At 45.3% G+C, this 17,627-nt stretch carries 10 protein-coding genes and 5 pseudogenes; 9 read left to right on the top strand and 6 right to left on the bottom strand.

From position 1 onward, the window contains the following. Positions 1-4 precede the first annotated feature (4 nt). From ibaG to AC0L66_RS15775, 3 genes are all read left to right on the top strand, one after another. Positions 5-277 (top strand): BolA family iron metabolism protein IbaG, encoded by a 273-nt coding sequence (gene ibaG, locus AC0L66_RS15785; protein ID WP_473567892.1) that lies wholly within the window; start codon positions 5-7, stop codon positions 275-277. Then, entirely contained in the window at positions 270-1,535 is a 1,266-nt protein-coding gene (gene murA / locus AC0L66_RS15780; protein ID WP_473567891.1) for a UDP-N-acetylglucosamine 1-carboxyvinyltransferase, read from the top strand. The genes ibaG and murA overlap by 8 nt, the downstream gene beginning before the upstream one ends. A 69-nt stretch (positions 1,536-1,604) precedes the next feature. Then, positions 1,605-2,333, top strand: a complete 729-nt coding sequence (locus AC0L66_RS15775) for a 1-acylglycerol-3-phosphate O-acyltransferase (RefSeq protein WP_265676328.1) — start codon at positions 1,605-1,607, stop codon at positions 2,331-2,333. An 86-nt stretch (positions 2,334-2,419) separates the two neighbouring features. On the opposite strand, the gene AC0L66_RS15770 is transcribed toward AC0L66_RS15775, so the two are convergent. The 5 genes and pseudogenes from AC0L66_RS15770 to arcA form a co-directional block, all read right to left on the bottom strand. Then, positions 2,420-2,809: a RidA family protein gene (locus AC0L66_RS15770; protein ID WP_265676327.1), complete on the bottom strand. Its 390-nt coding sequence runs from the start codon at positions 2,807-2,809 to the stop codon at positions 2,420-2,422. Between the two features lie 109 nt (positions 2,810-2,918). Continuing rightward, the gene (pyrI, locus tag AC0L66_RS15765; RefSeq protein ID WP_265676326.1) at positions 2,919-3,380 is read right to left on the bottom strand and encodes an aspartate carbamoyltransferase regulatory subunit; all 462 of its coding nucleotides are present in this window, start codon (positions 3,378-3,380) and stop codon (positions 2,919-2,921) included. A gap of 12 nt (positions 3,381-3,392) precedes the next feature. Continuing rightward, positions 3,393-4,322 carry an aspartate carbamoyltransferase gene (gene pyrB, locus AC0L66_RS15760; RefSeq protein WP_265676324.1) on the bottom strand — a complete coding sequence of 310 codons (930 nt, stop codon included), beginning with the start codon at positions 4,320-4,322 and terminating at the stop codon, positions 3,393-3,395. A 288-nt stretch (positions 4,323-4,610) separates the two neighbouring features. Beyond that, positions 4,611-5,617 (bottom strand): annotated as a pseudogene (argF, locus tag AC0L66_RS15755) (ornithine carbamoyltransferase). A gap of 120 nt (positions 5,618-5,737) precedes the next feature. After that, a complete protein-coding gene (gene arcA / locus AC0L66_RS15750) occupies positions 5,738-6,958 on the bottom strand; it encodes an arginine deiminase (protein ID WP_265676322.1) in 1,221 nt (406 codons plus the stop codon). 559 nt (positions 6,959-7,517) lie between these two features. On the opposite strand from arcA, the gene rraB reads away from it, so the two are divergent. Beyond that, complete coding sequence (rraB, locus tag AC0L66_RS15745; RefSeq protein WP_250615864.1) at positions 7,518-7,934, top strand: ribonuclease E inhibitor RraB; 417 nt, start codon at positions 7,518-7,520, stop codon at positions 7,932-7,934. 127 nt (positions 7,935-8,061) lie between these two features. Beyond that, positions 8,062-8,865: a glycosyl hydrolase 2 galactose-binding domain-containing protein gene (locus AC0L66_RS15740; protein ID WP_265676321.1), complete on the top strand. Its 804-nt coding sequence runs from the start codon at positions 8,062-8,064 to the stop codon at positions 8,863-8,865. 87 nt (positions 8,866-8,952) lie between these two features. Here the strand turns inward: AC0L66_RS15740 and mutS are convergent. After that, positions 8,953-11,512: pseudogene (mutS, locus tag AC0L66_RS15735) on the bottom strand (DNA mismatch repair protein MutS). Positions 11,513-11,625: 113 nt separating this feature from the next. On the opposite strand from mutS, the pseudogene AC0L66_RS15730 reads away from it, so the two are divergent. The 4 genes and pseudogenes from AC0L66_RS15730 to AC0L66_RS15715 all read left to right on the top strand — a co-directional run bounded on the left by AC0L66_RS15730 (position 11,626) and on the right by AC0L66_RS15715 (position 17,591). Beyond that, positions 11,626-12,136: pseudogene (locus AC0L66_RS15730) on the top strand (CinA family protein). A 148-nt stretch (positions 12,137-12,284) separates the two neighbouring features. Then, positions 12,285-13,326, top strand: a pseudogene (gene recA, locus AC0L66_RS15725) (recombinase RecA). Positions 13,327-13,564: 238 nt separating this feature from the next. Continuing rightward, on the top strand, positions 13,565-16,150 hold the full coding sequence (gene alaS / locus AC0L66_RS15720) for an alanine--tRNA ligase (protein WP_473567887.1): 2,586 nt from the start codon (positions 13,565-13,567) through the stop codon (positions 16,148-16,150). Between the two features lie 255 nt (positions 16,151-16,405). Further along, positions 16,406-17,591: pseudogene (locus AC0L66_RS15715) on the top strand (aspartate kinase). The last annotated feature ends 36 nt before the right edge of the window (positions 17,592-17,627 follow it).

Raw genomic sequence — 17,627 nt, 5'->3', positions numbered from 1 at the left:
TCTTGTGGATAGCACAAAAGTACAGGAACTATTGCAAAGCGAACTAAACCTAGAAGAAGTACATGTTAAAGGTGAAGGTAGCCACTACGAAGTGATCGCAGTAGATGCTCAATTCGCAGGCATGAGCCGAGTTAAAAAACAGCAGATGATTTATAAGCCTCTGATGGAATACATTCAGCGTAATGACATCCACGCCGTCTCGATAAAAGCCTTCACTCCAGAAGAGTGGGCTCGAGATAAAAAAGTTGATGTCACTGTAAGGTTAAGTAATGGATAAGTTTAAAGTTATTGGATCGGACACACCGCTACAAGGTGAAGTGTTGATCTCAGGTGCTAAAAATGCAGCACTACCAATTTTGTTTGCTTCGATTCTTGCAGAAGAGCCAGTAGAAGTAGCGAATGTTCCTCGTTTACGTGATATCGATACCACGATGAAGCTGCTAGGCCGTCTAGGCGCTAAAGTTCACCGTAATGGTTCAGTTCATGTCGATGGTAGCCAAATTAATGAATTTTGCGCACCTTATGATTTAGTGAAAACCATGCGTGCCTCTATTTGGGCTCTAGGTCCACTGGTGGCTCGATTTGGTAAAGGCCAAGTGTCTCTTCCAGGTGGCTGCGCAATTGGTGCTAGACCCGTTGATCTGCATATTCACGGCCTTGAACAGCTTGGTGCGACCATTACATTAGAAGATGGTTACGTGAAAGCAGAAGTCGATGGTCGCTTAAAGGGCGCTCATATTGTCATGGACAAAGTGAGTGTTGGTGCGACGATTACCGTTATGTGTGCTGCGACTTTAGCAGAAGGAAAGACTGTTCTAGATAATGCGGCGCGCGAGCCTGAAATTGTTGACACGGCGAACTTCCTGAATGCTATCGGAGCAAAAGTGTCTGGCGCAGGTACGGATACGATTACCATTGAAGGTGTTGAGCGCCTTTCTGGTGGCAAACACAGTGTGGTTGCGGATCGCATTGAAACCGGAACATTTTTAGTTGCCGCTGCAGTCTCTGGCGGTAAAGTAACATGTCGTAACACCAGTGCGCATTTGTTAGAAGCGGTTATCGCTAAGCTTGAAGAAGCGGGAGCAAAGGTTGAAAGTGGTGAAGACTGGATTTCGCTTGATATGACCGGACGTGATCTAAAAGCCGTCTCTATTCGTACCGCACCACATCCAGGGTTTCCAACGGATATGCAAGCGCAGTTTACGCTATTAAATATTATGGCAAAAGGTGGTGGCGTCATTACCGAAACCATCTTTGAAAACCGTTTTATGCATGTACCTGAACTGATGAGAATGGGTGCAAAAGCTGACATCGAAGGCAATACCGTGATTTGTGGTGATGTTGAATCGTTGAGTGGTGCGCAAGTGATGGCAACGGATCTTCGAGCATCCGCAAGCTTGGTTATCGCAGGCTGCATCGCGAAAGGTGAAACGATTGTTGATCGTATCTACCATATCGATCGCGGTTATGATCGCATTGAAGATAAGCTAACGTTGCTCGGTGCGAATATTACTCGCATTCAGGGCTCTGAATAGCGTTTAAGTAATAGTAATTAGCCGGAATCGAGAGGTTTCGGCTTTTTTTGATATTTGTCGGAGCACAAAATGATCGCTTTTTTCCGCTGCATCGCAGTGGCTATTTTCGCTATCGTCATGTTTGTTTTTGGGTGTGGCTACTGTTTATTGAGCCCAAGAAATCCAAAACACGTATTTAGATTCGGCCGCTACTTTGGCGCTATGTCTAAAGTCTTTGGCGTTAAACTCGAACTTAGATTGCCAGAAGATGCCTATCAGCGTGGTCAGCATGTCTATATTGCTAACCACCAGAACAATTGGGATTTATTTACTGTCTCTGCCGCTGTGACACCCAATGTTGTGACGGTTGGGAAAAAGAGCTTAGCGTGGATGCCCTTTTTTGGTCAGTTGTATTATCTCACGGGGAATATTTTGATTGATCGCGCAAATCGTAGCAAGGCGAAAGGGACGATCGACCAAGTTGTCGACAGCATGAAGAAAAGCAATCTATCGGTTTGGATGTTTCCGGAAGGAACGCGTTCACGTGGTCGTGGGATGCTACCCTTTAAAACTGGCGCATTTCATGCTGCAATAGGTGCGAAAGTGCCAATTATCCCCATCGTGTGTAGCAGCACTTCTCACTTAAAGCTGAATAAGTGGGATAATGGTCATATCATTGTTGAAATGCTGCCACCTGTTTCTACCGAAGGGTGCAGTAAGGATAATATTCGAGAACTTGCCAACCTGTGTCGAGAGCAGATGAAGCATAAGCTAGAGCAGCTTGATGCAGAAGTTATCGAACTCAATAAAAAGAAATAATAAAAAAGGGTTGTGTGAACAACCCTTTTTAGTTTCTAGCGTTTCAATATTTTATCGAATCGATAGTGAAACAAGTCGAGAGCGAGTTATTTGCGAACCGCGATGGCTTCGATTTCAATCTTCACATCTTTTGGTAGGCGTGCAACTTCAACACATGAACGAGCGGGGTAGTTGGCAACTTGGTGTTCATCAAAAAACTTGCCGTAGACTTCATTGACTGTACCAAAGTCATTTAAATCTTTAACAAAAACCGTCATCTTTACAATATCGCTAACCGTTAGACCTGATGATTCGACAACTGCTTTTACGTTGTCTAGAGATTGACGGGCTTGTTCAGAGATATCATCAGAGACGTCGCCAGTGATCGGGTTGACTGGAATTTGACCTGAAGTCAGAACCATATTGCCGAGATCGACGCCTTGAACATAAGGGCCAATTGCAGCTGGAGCCGATTCAGTATGAAGTACTTTAGTCATTGTTCATCTTCCATTGTTTTAGGGGAAATAATATAACGACTAGACTGCCAACTGGCTCCATAAAAATCAAGCCTACATTTAGTAGGCTTGATTAATAACATTATTGTGCTTAGCGCTCAGTTAGGATCTCTCTTGCAAAGACTTTCTCGCAGTACTTACACTTTAGGCGAATGTCATCATGCTTCTCGAAGACTTGGAAGCTGCTGTCTACTGGCTCATTGTGAGTAATGCAGTTCGTATTTGGACACTCAAAGATGCCTGTAATATGCTCTGGCAATTCCAGTGCTAACTTCTTACTGACTTCGTAATTTTCGATCTGGTTTACCGTGGCATGAGGCGCATAAAGTGCCAATTTATTCGCTTGCTCTTCACTAACGAAGACGTTCTCAATTTTGAGTAGGTCCTTACTGCCCAATGCTGAAGAAGGAAGGTTTAGACCAATCGTTACCCGTTGCTGGGATTGATCCATCGCAAATAGCTTTAATACCTTGATACCAATATTGGCAGGAATATGGTCAATGACCGTACCGTTTTTAATTGCTTCGACTTGCAGTTGAGTTTCTTTAGTCATGTTATGCCTACCTTACAACGTTTCATTTAACACAAGAGCTAAGAGCGCTTCACGCGCATAGACGCCATTTTCTGCTTGCTGGAAATAGTAAGCGTAAGGCGTTTTATCAACGTCCACGGTGATTTCATCAACGCGAGGAAGAGGGTGAAGGACTTTTAGGTTGTCGCGTGCTTGTTTCAAGGTATCCGCGGACAAGATGTAGGCTGACTTGATGTGCGCATATTCTGATTCATCAAATCGCTCTTTTTGCACTCGAGTCATATAAAGCACATCCAGTTCAGGCACCACTTCTTCAATCTCTTGGTGAATACTAAACTTGATGCCCGATTCTTCTAGCTCTTCACAGATATAGTCAGGCATGGCAAGTGCTTCTGGCGCGATGAAATAAAAACGCACATTATTAAACTTTGCTAGCGCTTGAGTTAGCGAGTGAACCGTTCGACCATATTTAAGATCACCAACGAATGCGACATTGATGTCATCGAGTCGCCCTTGTGTTTCATAAATGCTGTAGAGATCCAGAAGAGTCTGTGTCGGGTGTTGATTCGCACCATCACCGGCATTGATAACTGGCGTGCCATTTGAAAACTCAGACGCAAGGCGAGCTGCCCCTTCTTGTGGGTGGCGCATAACAAAAGCATCAACGTATGAGGAGATAACTTGAACGGAATCAGCAAGTGTTTCGCCTTTTTTAGCCAGCGATGTATTGCCGCCACTATCAAAACCAATGACATCACCACCAATGCGTTGGATAGCTGTTTCAAATGATAGGCGAGTACGAGTTGAGGGTTCAAAGAAACAGCTCGCGATCACCTTATTTTTGATCAGCTCAGGTTGTGGGTTTGACTTAAGTTGTCCAGCCGTTTCCACGATGAGTTCTAGCTCTTCACGAGACAGCTCAGGAATTGAGATAATGTGCTTTTGGTACAGCGTATTCGCCATGTTTATCTTCCCTATAGTTAAAACTAAACCAGAGTTAGCAGCCATAAAAAAGCCCCCCATAGCGGGAGGCTTAGTATTCAATAGGAAATAATAACGGTGCGTGATAAGTAAAGAACCTATCGTGAGTTGCCACTGCATTAACGCTTAAACATGTAGTAAAGCTCAGCAATGTATTGAAACTCGGTTGCGCCATGTACTATCCCCCTGACAAATTGCCGAGGATTATACTCTTAACAATTGTGAGCGCAAGCGATTACATCAAAGGTTTAACCGTTATATTGTGACTTTTTATCCATTGCCAAGTGTCGCAACCATCACCGCTTTTATGGTGTGCATTCTATTCTCTGCTTCATCAAAGACGATAGAATGTTCGGATTCAAACACTTCATCACTGACCTCTAAACCATTAAGGCCATATTTTTCCGCAATCTCTTTGCCTATAGTCGTTTGGTCATCATGGAATGCTGGTAGGCAGTGCATAAATTTCACATCACGATTACCCGTGGATTCAAGCATGGCCATATTGACTTGGTAAGGCTTCATTTGTGCAATACGTTCCTCCCAAGCCGAAGCAGGTTCGCCCATCGATACCCACACGTCGGTATAGAGAAAATCACAGCCTTTAACACCTTGCGCTACATTCTCCGTTAAGGTGATCGTTGCGCCTGTTTTTTCTGCGATAGCCTGGCACTCTTCGACTAACGCCTGTTCTGGCCAAAAGGCTTTTGGAGCCACTAAGCGAATATCCATGCCCATTTTTGCCGCGCCCACCATAAGAGAGTTGCCCATGTTATTACGGGCATCACCAAGGTAGGCGAAGGTCATTTGATGCAGTTGTTTTCCTTTGCCATGCTCAAGCATAGTGAGAAAATCCGCTAAGATTTGTGTGGGGTGGAATTCATCGGTTAAGCCATTCCAGACTGGGACACCTGCGTGTGCGCCAAGCTCTTCAACAATCTCTTGTCCAAAGCCTCGATATTCGATGCCGTCATACATTCGACCTAGCACTCGCGCGGTGTCTTTCATTGACTCTTTATGGCCGATTTGAGACCCAGAAGGCCCTAGGTAAGAGACTTGTGCACCTTGGTCAAACGCTGCTACTTCAAAAGCACATCGGGTACGGGTCGAGGCTTTTTCAAAGATTAACGCAATATTTTTTCCGACCAGTTTTTTTGTTCTGTGCCCGCGTATTTTGCCGACTTTAAAGACAGAGAAAGGTCGAGAAGGAATTGAATTTCTTTGGGCGTAAAATCGAGAAGCTTTAAAAAGTTTCTATTACGTAAGTTATAAGCCATGTGCCGTACCTAGTGAGTGAGGGTTAGCTTATTTATACATATAAATGCTTTTAAAGTGAATATTTATTTTTTGATTGAATTAAAAAAAGCGCTAGGTATGGCGCTTTTTGCTCGTGATAACTAGATGCCATCCCGTTCTATTGGACAGCTCATACAGCGTGCGCCACCACGCCCACGGCCTAGTTCATTACCAGGAATTGTGAGAACCTCTATTCCTGCTTTGTCATATTTTTCATTGGTATAGACATTTCTTTCATAACCGATGACAACACCAGGCTTGACGGTCAGCACATTGTTTGCGTCGTTCCATTGTTCACGCTCAGCTTCATAGTTGTCACCACCAGTCGTAATGATATTCAGTTTATCGACATCGAGAGCACTTTCCAGCGCAGTTAAATAGTTAGGCAGTTTCTCAACTTGCATTTTTCCTTCTGGAGCGGCAGTGAGTCGCCATGTATCAAGCTTGTCGCTGATAATTTCTGGGTAGACAGAAAAGGTATCGACGTCCATATGTGTCATGACAGTATCAAGGTGCATGCAAGAGCGATGTTTAGGAAGATCCAGAGCAATCACTTGGCTTGCTTGACCAGTTTTAAAGAGGTTCGCCGCTAAGTTTTCGACACCCTGAGGAGTTGTGCGCTCAGAGATTCCGACAAGTACCGCGCCATTGCCAATGACAAGGACATCACCGCCTTCAATATTGGCATTGTCGTAGTGTAAGTCTTCATCGCCAAAGTACTTGATGAAATCTTGGCCCGCAAAAGTAGGATGCCAACGGTAGATAGCACGCAAATGATTAGTTTCGCGTTGACGAGCAGGTTTCATCATTGGATTTAATGAGACGCCACCATAAACCCAGCATGAAGTATCACGAGTAAATAGGTGATTAGGTAGAGGCTCGATAACGAAATCGAGTGGGCGGCTCATTTTTTGTAAAATTGACGTGGTTTTAATGGGCAGCTCTGAGTAAGCAAGGCCGCCAAGTAAAATAGAGGCAAGGTGTTCGTTGTCCATCTCTGCTAGGTAAATTTTCAGCTCGTCGGCAAAGATAGGGCCATAACGATAATCTGAAATTTGAGTTTCAAGCAGCCAAGACTTTGCTTCTGGTACGGCAAGTGTTTCTACAAGAAGATCGTGAAGTAGTAGTACTTCGACCTCTTGGCTACGCAGTGTGTCAGCAAATGCGTCGTGTTCAACCCCTGCAGCTTCCACCGCCAACACATCATCAAATAACAGTTCATGACAATTGGATGGTGTGAGGTGGGTAAGCGCTCTTTCCGGGCGATTTAGTAATACTCGGCGCAATTGGCCAACTTCAGACCCTACGTACAACGTGCTCATTGTGATTCCTTTCCATTTTCAATGCGCTATTTATGACAAGCTTGTTATCAAGATGCAAGTGTGGAAACTGGCGTTAGTTGCTGCAAATAGGCCAATATGCAGCAACTAATGGGTATTTTTTGAATGCAAAGCAGACAAATTTTCTGCTTTGGTCAACGGCGTAAGCGTGACATTATTGCTTGAATATTCAGCAAGGGGAACGGATGAGGCATTACTATCCATCGATTATCAGTGCATAAATACACAAAATGGTATGGTTTTTCCTTTGCACAGTGATTAAAACCAACATGAGCGCTCTGAGGTGCGGCGAGATGATATGCAAAATGAAGTCATAATTTTTCTTTGGTGATGATGATGCCAAAATGACGTACTGCGACATAAATTGCCATGACTCGTAATGTAACAGTGAAATGTTAAATTTATGTATCTGTGATCTCGATCGATCTAAAAAAATCAACAATAGTGAAAATTTGTTGCGAAAGATCTCGCTTCGATCTTTCGATTTATAGCGACATACCGTATTATTCGTCCGATAACCTAATTTAGCTGGAGCACTTTTATGTCTCAACAAGATGAGTATCTAACCGTTGAAGAATTGATCGAAATTCAAAAGGAAGAAACTCGCGATATCATTCAAGCATTAATTGAAGATGGTAGTGATCCAGACTCTCTTTATGAGATCGAGCATCATTTTTTCGCTGAAGATTTTGAGCGTTTAGAAAAAGCGGTGGTCGAAGCATTCAAGTTGGGCTTTGAAGTCCTTGAAGCTGAAGAAACAGAAGACGAAGATGGCAATAAGCTACTTTGTTGTGATGCGACGATGGAATCAGCGCTAAACGCTGAGCAAATAGATGCTCAGGTTGAAAAGCTTGTGAACCTCGCTGAAAAGTACGACATCATCTACGATGGTTGGGGTACGTACTATGAAGGCGAAGACGCCTTGTACACCGAAGAAGATGATGCCGACGAAGAGTAAGCGTCATTGATTGAAAGGCCAGCATTGCTGGCCTTTTTTGTCTCTTGTTCATGCTTTTAACAACGGTATCTTTCTAGCAACAATTTGACTATACTGCGCAAAATACGGCGTAGGTCTCATTATTACAATGAAAGTAAACATTTCAGGTTATTGGCAGCTTTCCCCGCTGACCGATCTTTCTATTCCTCAAGGGGATCTGCAATTTCCCGGTGCCCTGAGTCAAATCCTCCCAGAAACCTTGTCTGAAGCAACGATTGCTGAGCAAGAATGGCATCTGATGCATGATTTTGAGCTGACTGAGCATGAATTATCGCACCCAGCTGTCGATCTTGTTTTCTCTGGTATTGATTACTTTGCGGAAGTAAGAGTTAACGGTGTTGCTGTTATGGATTGCGACGGCAGTGAAGTGACATACCGTAAAGAAGTGCGACCCCATCTACAGCTTGGACGTAATCGCATTGAAGTGCTGTTCCTTGAGTATGATGAAGAGGATTTACTCGTCGATGAAGAGGCTGCAACGCCTCAATGTTCATTAGGAGTGATGTCGCCTGAAAATGACCCAAGAATGGGCATTTGGCATTTACCTTACTTGCAATTTATTCCTCATGTTCGCTTAGAATACGTGGCTATGGAGCAAATTTGGCACCATGGTGGTGGTTGTGAGTTTAAGGTGGATCTTTACTACAAAACGTATCGTTCAGGTTTATTGTCGGCGTCAGTAAAATTTAACGGCATGACTTACTCATTGCCCATTGACGTAAGAAAGCAGCAAGTGTCTGCGTTGTTTCAAGTGGAAGCGCCGCGATATACGGATCCTAAGCAGCCGAATAGTGATGATGTATATCCATTATATGTCGAGCTCGATGGGCAAGAGCAGACGTTGGATGTAGTGTTAAATCGCTCCCTTTGTGCGACGCATTGCCCACTTTGATCTTGTTTATAAGCACGTACCACTTAATGTTAAAAAGCGACCTAATGGTCGCTTTTTCGCATGTGTAACTAGCGGTTATGGCGAGATCTACAACATATGCTTAAGGCGATAAAGGGCTTCAAGTGCTTGGCGCGGAGTGAGGTCATCGGGATCAATCCCCGCTAATGCCTCTTCGACTTCACTTGGTTCCGGGATCAGACTAAGTTGGTTCGCCACGTCCACTCGAGAAGAGGAAGGAGTGGGTTTCTGTGCGAGTTGCTCTAGCTGGCTAAGTTTTTGACGCGCATTTTTGATGACTGCTTTTGGCACACTAAGCAAGTCCAGCAACCGCGAGTCCATAGGACTTGCTTGCCGCCCCCTCTTGAACGGCATGCATGAAGGCAATGGAATCGCCATGTTCAACCGCGTCTAAATGCACGTTAGCAAGATGAGGTAACTGGTTGGGCAACTCAGTGAGTTCAAAATAGTGAGTGGCGAATAAGGTCATCGCGCCAATTTTTGCAGCCAACCACTCAGCGCTTGCCCAGGCAAGGGACAAACCGTCATAGGTGCTAGTACCACGGCCTATTTCGTCCATTAACACCAAGCTATTTGGAGTGGCGTTGTGCAAAATATTTGCGGTTTCTGTCATCTCCACCATAAAGGTTGAGCGACCTGATGCTAAGTCATCAGAAGCGCCGATACGAGTAAAGATACGATCAATCGACCCAATTTCAGCGCTCTCCGCCGGGACGTAAGATCCAATGTGAGCCAGTAGGGCGATCAGTGCCGTTTGACGCATATAGGTCGACTTACCCCCCATGTTGGGTCCGGTAATGATCAACATTTGTCGTTGCGCACTCAGTGAAATTGGGTTGGCAATAAACGGGTCGTTCATCACTTGCTCGACCACAGGGTGACGACCTGCTTGAATACTTAATCCTACTTTGTCGCTGATGGTCGGACGGCAATAGTCTAGGCTTTCTGCGCGCTCGGCTAAATTTTGCAGTACATCGAGTTGAGACAGTGCTGATGCCAAGTTTTGGAATTGCTCAAGCTGAGGGAGCAGAAGATCAAACAACGATTCCCAGAGCTGCTTTTCAATCGCAAGTGCTTTAGATTTCGAGCTTAAAACCTTGTCTTCGTGTTCTTTAAGCTCTGGAATAATGTAGCGCTCGGCATTTTTTAGCGTTTGGCGGCGTACGTAATGGGCGGGCACAAGGTGGCTCTGACCACGACTCACCTGAATAAAAAAACCATGGACGTTGTTATAGCCCACTTTTAAGGTGTCGATACCGTGACGTTCGCGCTCATCGAGTTCCAGTTTATCTAAGTAAGCCGTTGCGCCATTGGCAAGCTCACGCCATTCATCAAGCTCAGCATGATAGCCATCAGCAATAACCCCACCGTCGCGAATCACAATCGGTGGGTTTTCTTTAATGGCACGTTCTAACAATTCACAGGCGTCGTTCATGGGTGCTGCAAACTGAGCGAGCTGTTGTAAATATGGGTGTGACACCGATTCTAAACTGAGGGCAAGATCAGGCAGTTGTTGCATGGCACTACGTAGGCGAGCCATGTCTCTAGGTCGAGCAGAACGCAGTGCAAGGCGCGCCAATATACGTTCGATATCGCCAATCTGTTTAAGGACTGGAGCAAGTTCAGAAAATAGCGTGTCTTCTTTTAGCTCTGAGATAGCATCGAGACGATAGTTGAGTGTTTTTTGACAACGCATTGGCTGATGAATCCAACGCTTAAGCATACGACTGCCCATGGCTGTTGCTGTATGATCAAGCACTTCAGCAAGAGTATTGTCGTAACCGCCAGATAGATTCTGTGTGAGCTCAAGGTTGCGTCGCGTCGCCGCATCCAAGATCACGGATTGATCTTGGCTGACAAGTGTTAATGCGCGGATATGAGGCAGTGCGGTTCGTTGAGTATCTTTGACGTATTGAATCAAACACCCTGCTGCGGATAGCCCAAGCAGGCATTGTTCAACGCCAAAACCAACCAGGTCTTTGGTACCGAACTGTTGGTTGAGCTGTTGTCTGGCTGTCTCTATTTCAAATTCCCAAACAGGTCGGCGACGGTTACCGTTGCGGCTCGCCATAATATCAACGGGCTCAAAATCTTCTGGAAAGAGCAGCTCTTTAGGCGCGGTTCTTTGCAGCTCTGCCAACATCGCTTCTTCGGTTTCTGGCTCACAAAGTTGGAATCGACCAGAGGTGATGTCTAAAGTCGCATAGCCAAATTTACCATTGTGGTGATAAATTGCGGCAATGAGATTGTCGAGTCGCTCAGAGAGTAACGCTTCGTCAGTCACCGTGCCTGGTGTTACGATTCTAACGACTCGGCGTTCTACCGGGCCTTTGCTCGTCGCGGGATCGCCCACTTGCTCACAGATAGCGACAGATTCGCCTAACTGTACTAACTTTGCGAGATAACCTTCTACGGCATGAAAGGGAACACCCGCCATTGGAATTGGCTCGCCAGCAGAGGCGCCGCGTTTGGTTAGAGAAATATCGAGTAGATGAGACGCTTTTTTTGCGTCGTCATAAAATAACTCGTAGAAATCTCCCATGCGATAAAAAAGCAATATCTCTGGGTTTTCAGCTTTTAGCTTCAGGTATTGCTGCATCATTGGCGTGTGTTTTTGTTCCGATTTCACTGTGACATCTTTGCTGCTAGTTTGGAGTGTTGTTAGGATACGTGAAACCGCCCTGAGCGGAAAGAGACATTGTTAGTAACTGTACGACCGTGCTGTGTTAACGGCGTTGAAGGATGGAATTTATGCACAATATTCAAGAATTAAGCGCAACCCTTGGAGAGCTGCTCCTTGATAAAAATCAGCGGCTGGTCACCGCGGAGTCCTGCACTGGTGGTGGGGTCGCGACGGCGATTACTGATATAGCAGGGAGCTCGGCGTGGTTTGACCGCGCCTTTGTGACTTATAGCAATGAAGCTAAATTTGAGATGCTGCAAGTATCGTCAGAAACGCTGCATCAAGAAGGGGCGGTGAGTGAAGCGGTTGTGACTGAAATGGCGAGAGGCGCGTTGCAGTTTTCTAATGGGACGTTGAGTGTTGCAATTAGTGGAATTGCAGGACCTGGCGGCGGGACAGAAGATAAACCGAGTAGGGACGGTATGTTTTGCTTGGGCATCCTCTTCAGGGTGGAGCTTGACGGAGACGTGTTGTTTTCGTGGAGATCGTGCGCAAGTCAGACAACAAGCGGTGTTGCATGCTTTGCTCATCTTGTATCATTCGGTTCTAGAAGGGCGCCCTTTTAAATAAACCAATAAAATTTTCATACAGCTATAGACACTGTATGAATCAACAGTATAATAAAACCATATCGCGGTCACTTTTAATACTAACCGCTCACTTATTTTAAGAATTGCGCATAGCGTGTTATCCCTAGCGGATACTTGTGGAGAAAGTAATGGACGAGAATAAACAAAAGGCATTAGCAGCAGCACTAGGTCAAATTGAAAAACAATTTGGTAAAGGTTCTATCATGCGCCTTGGTGACAACCGTACGATGGATGTTGAAACTATCTCAACGGGTTCACTTTCTCTTGATATCGCGTTGGGAGCGGGTGGTCTGCCAATGGGACGTATCGTTGAAGTTTACGGTCCAGAATCATCAGGTAAAACCACGTTAACACTCGAACTGATTGCGGCAGCGCAACGTGTTGGTAAAACCTGTGCTTTCATCGATGCAGAACACGCACTCGACCCGATTTATGCTAAAAAGCTAGGTGTAGATATCGATGCGCTGTTGGTTTCTCAGCCCGATACGGGTGAGCAAGCGCTTGAAATTTGTGATGCATTAGCGCGTTCTGGTGCGATTGATGTCATGGTTGTCGACTCGGTTGCAGCACTAACGCCAAAAGCTGAAATTGAAGGCGAAATGGGCGATAGCCACATGGGTCTGCAAGCTCGTATGTTATCTCAAGCAATGCGTAAGCTAACAGGTAACCTTAAGCAGTCTAACTGTATGTGTATTTTCATCAACCAAATTCGTATGAAGATTGGTGTGATGTTTGGTAACCCAGAGACAACCACGGGTGGTAACGCACTTAAGTTTTATGCTTCCGTTCGTCTTGATATCCGTCGCACAGGTTCTATCAAAGAAGGCGATGAGATTGTTGGTAACGAAACACGTATCAAGGTCGTTAAGAACAAAATTGCTGCGCCATTTAAGCAAGCAGAAACGCAAATTTTGTATGGCAAAGGTTTTAACCGTGAAGGTGAGCTGATTGACTTAGGCGTGAAGCACAAGCTCGTTGAAAAAGCTTAGTGCATGGTACAGCTACAATGGCGATAAAATTGGTCAAGGTAAAGCAAACGCAGGTAAATATCTTCGTGAAAACCCTGAGGCTGCACTAGCGATTGATACAAAACTTCGTGAAATGTTGCTTACCCCTGCGCTACCAGAAGAGCCTGAAAAAGGTGAAGCTCCAGCAGAAGAAGAATTCTAACGCTGACTGAGCTTGTCTCGTCCTAAAATAGATTGAAATTGAATAAAGCCTCGCTAATGCGGGGCTTTATTATTTCTATCGGTAAAGTCTGTGTAGCAGACATCACTTTTCTTGCCTAACATGACCGATGAAATCGCTTTGTTTCTGTCCTTTTTTATGAGAAGACTAGGCGAATGCTTATTCATGGGGTTACAATATGTCCCCAAAATCTAACTCGAATTATTTCAGGAAAAGCTGCATGTACATGAGCACAGATGAGGTTCGCAACGCGTTCCTTAAGTTCTTTGAGAGCAAAGGGCACCAAATCGTAGAAAGTTCATCATTGGTTCCTCACAATGATCCAACGTTGCTTTTCACTAACGCCGGGATGAACCAGTTCAAAGACTGCTTCCTAGGTTCAGAAAAACGCAGCTATACGCGTGCGACGACGTCGCAGCGTTGTGTCCGTGCTGGTGGTAAACACAACGATCTTGAAAACGTTGGCTTTACTGCTCGTCACCATACTTTCTTCGAAATGCTGGGTAACTTCAGCTTTGGTGATTACTTCAAAGAAGATGCGATTGGCTTTGCTTGGGAATTCCTGACAGAAGCATTGAAACTTCCACAAGAGCGCCTATTAGTCACAATCTACGAGACCGATGACGAAGCGTTTGAGATTTGGAATAAAAAAGTTGGTATTCCTGCTGACCGTATTATCCGTATTGGTGACAAAAAAGGTGGTAAAGCCTACGAGTCAGATAATTTCTGGCAGATGGGTGATACGGGTCCATGTGGTCCTTGTACGGAAATATTCTATGATCACGGTGAGCACATTTGGGGTGGACGCCCTGGCACGCCTGAAGAAGATGGCGACCGCTTTATCGAGATCTGGAACAACGTCTTTATGCAGTTCAACCGTCACGCTGACGGTACGATGGAGCCATTACCTAAGCCGTCAGTAGATACGGGCATGGGTATTGAGCGTATCTCTGCCATCATGCAAGGGGTGCACTCCAACTATGAAATCGATGTTTTCCAAACACTAATCAAAGACGCGGCAGAGACGATTGGTTATGAAGACCTATCTAACCAGTCGTTACGTGTTATTGCAGACCACATTCGTTCATGTTCATTCCTGATCGTTGATGGTGTGATGCCTTCAAATGAAGGTCGTGGTTACGTATTACGTCGTATTATTCGTCGCGCTGTACGTCACGGTAACAAGCTGGGGGCACAAGGTGCGTTCTTCTATAAGCTTGTTGGCACTCTGGCTACGATCATGGGCACAGCTGGCGAAGAACTGAAGAAGCAGCAGGCGCTGGTTGAAAAAGTACTACGTATCGAAGAGGAAAACTTTAGCCGCACACTTGAGCGTGGCATGGTCATCCTAAATGATGCCCTGGACGCACTTGGCGACGAGAAAATCCTTGATGGCGAAACCGTGTTTAAGCTTTACGATACTTACGGCTTCCCTGCTGACTTAACCAATGATGTGGCTCGTGAACGCGAGTTTACTATTGATGAAGCGGGCTTTGAAAAAGCAATGGAAGCACAGCGCCAACGTGCTCGCGAAGCGGGTCAATTTGGTACTGATTACAATGCGACGATCAAAGTTGACACAAACACCGAGTTCTGTGGTTATAGCGCGACGCAAGGGGCTAGCACGGTTGCAGCACTATTTGTTGAAGGCAACGAAGTCGACGCACTCTCTGCGGGCGATAAAGCGATTGTGATTCTTGAAGAAACGCCTTTCTATGCTGAGTCTGGTGGTCAGTGTGGTGATGCTGGTGTATTGAAAACATCGGCAGGACGCTTCAAAGTTGAAGATACTCAAAAGCTAGGTAATGCGATTGCGCACCATGGCGAGCTGATTGAAGGTGTGCTTGCTAAACATGATGATGTGGATGCCATCGTTGATGCTGAGCGTCGTGCTGCGATTACGTTGAATCACTCGGCGACCCACTTATTGCACGCTGCATTGCGTCAAGTATTAGGTGAGCATGTTGCACAGAAAGGCTCTTTAGTTAAAGCCGACAGCTTGCGTTTTGACTTCTCTCATTTAGAAGCCATGACAAAAGCAGAAATTAAAGAAGTTGAACGACTTGTTAACGCACAGGTTCGAATTAACCATAGCATTGAAACTCAAGTTATGGACATTGAATCGGCGAAGAAAAAAGGCGCGATGGCGCTCTTTGGCGAGAAATATGACGAAGAAGTTCGCGTACTTTCAATGGGTGACTTCTCAACGGAATTGTGTGGCGGTATTCACGCACACAATACGGGTGATATTGGTCTGTTTAAGATCACGTCAGAAGGTGGTATTGCTGCCGGGATCCGTCGTATTGAAGCGGTAACGGGTGAAACAGCACTTGATGCTGTGGAAGCTCAACAGCATGCACTAGAAGCCAAACTCGCAGAGTCGGCTCAAAAGTCGAAGTCGCTTGAAAAAGAAATTCAACAACTGAAAGACAAGATGGCGGCGGCAGAAAGTGCCAATATCATGGGTAAAGTTGAAGACATCGCAGGGACAAAAGTATTGGTCGCAGCGATTGAAGGTGCTGACAATAAAAACTTACGTACTATGGTCGATAATGCTAAGAACCAAGTGGGTAGCGGCGTTATTTTGATTGCCAACGTAGCGGATGGAAAAGTCGGTCTTATTGCTGGTGTGACAAAAGATCTTATCGGTAAAGTCAAAGCGGGTGATCTCGTTAAGATGGTAGCGGAACAGATTGGTGGTAAAGGCGGTGGCCGTCCAGATATGGCCCAAGCTGGAGGCACAGATGTTGAGGCACTGCCAGAAGCGCTTCTGTCGGTACGCGTTTGGTTAGAAGAACGCTTGTAACGATTTAAGCTCGTAATACAATGCCCAATCAATAGCTATTGATTGGGCATTGTTGCTTTAAGGTGCCTTTGATAAGCGCAGTCAATGGCAATGCAAACTAATGCGTTATAATTTTATGGTTCTATGACCACGCTAGAGCTTTACCATGCTTCGAGTGTGTTGGCTGCTGCTAACGAAGGACTGGTTCAGCTGGCAAATGGTGTAGATCCCAATGAGTCAAAGGCACATTACTGCTGTCTGGGAAGGTGAAAACTGGTGAACAAACCGCTAATCGTACAAAAATTTGGTGGGACTTCGGTTGGCTCTATTGAGCGAATTCAAAGCGTTGCAGAGCAAGTGATTCAAGCTAAATTGGCGGGTAATCGACTTGTAGTCGTGGTATCTGCGATGTCAGGTGAGACAAATCGCTTAGTTGAGTTGGCAAAACAAATTGATAGTGTACCGAATGCTCGTGAGCTCGATGTCCTGCTCTCTACGGGGAGCAAGTGTCCATGGCACTGTTAGCCATGGCCTTGAGTAAATTAGGGCATCATTCTGTCTCGTTGACAGGGCAGCAAGCTCAGATCCAGACAAATAATCAGCATAACCACGCCACGATTAGCGAAATAAACACGCAAGTAATACAGCGCTACCTAGACGATGACCTCATTGTTATTGTTGCAGGTTTTCAGGGGGTTAATGCCCTTGGCGATATTACTACTCTGGGAAGGGGGGCTCGGACACGACCGCAGTAACACTAGCGGCCGCGCTGTTGGCTGATGAGTGCCAAATCTATACTGATGTAGCGGGTGTTTATACCGCTGACCCACGTGTTGTGGTGAATGCGAAGTGTTTAGATAAAATTGACTTTACCACTATGGAAGTTATGTCGAAAAAAGGGGCAAAAGTACTGCACCTACCTTGCGTAACGCATGCCGGGAAAAATGATGTTCCGCTACGTGTACTCTCAAGCTTTGAATCAGGATCTGGCACGTTGGTTAAGGGATGGAACCCCACACCAGGTATGTCTGGTATCGCATTGAAAAAGCATTTGCTCGCAATATCGATACCAGTGCACCAAAAGCAGCGTATTGACCAGCAAATTAAGTTGTGTGGTATCGAGATTGATTGTCAGATTACCGATGACGCTGATTACACCCTAATTGCTCAGCCTGATGCGATACACAGAGTTGTGGCCATGTTATCCGAGGTTGCGACAGAAAAAAGTCCAGTAGGGCTGGTAACCGTTGTGGGGGATATCTCGCCACCCTTTACCTCACAATCTCAACAACTTCTCAACTTGGCGGAAATATCTGTTCTACACTTTTGTGAAGATAAACACTCATTTACTTTCGTTATAGCCTCCGAGGCTATCGACAAAGCGGCTAACGTACTGCATGATAACTACATTATTTCCAATGACACCGTTTCAAGAGAAGAGAAATTGGCCTATTTGGGGTAAATAGTTGTTAGAAGATAGTTTACGAAAATATAACTT

The sequence above is a fragment of the Vibrio sp. GJ43-1 genome, assembly GCF_055808835.1.
This window is presented reverse-complemented; position numbering and strand designations above follow the sequence as displayed.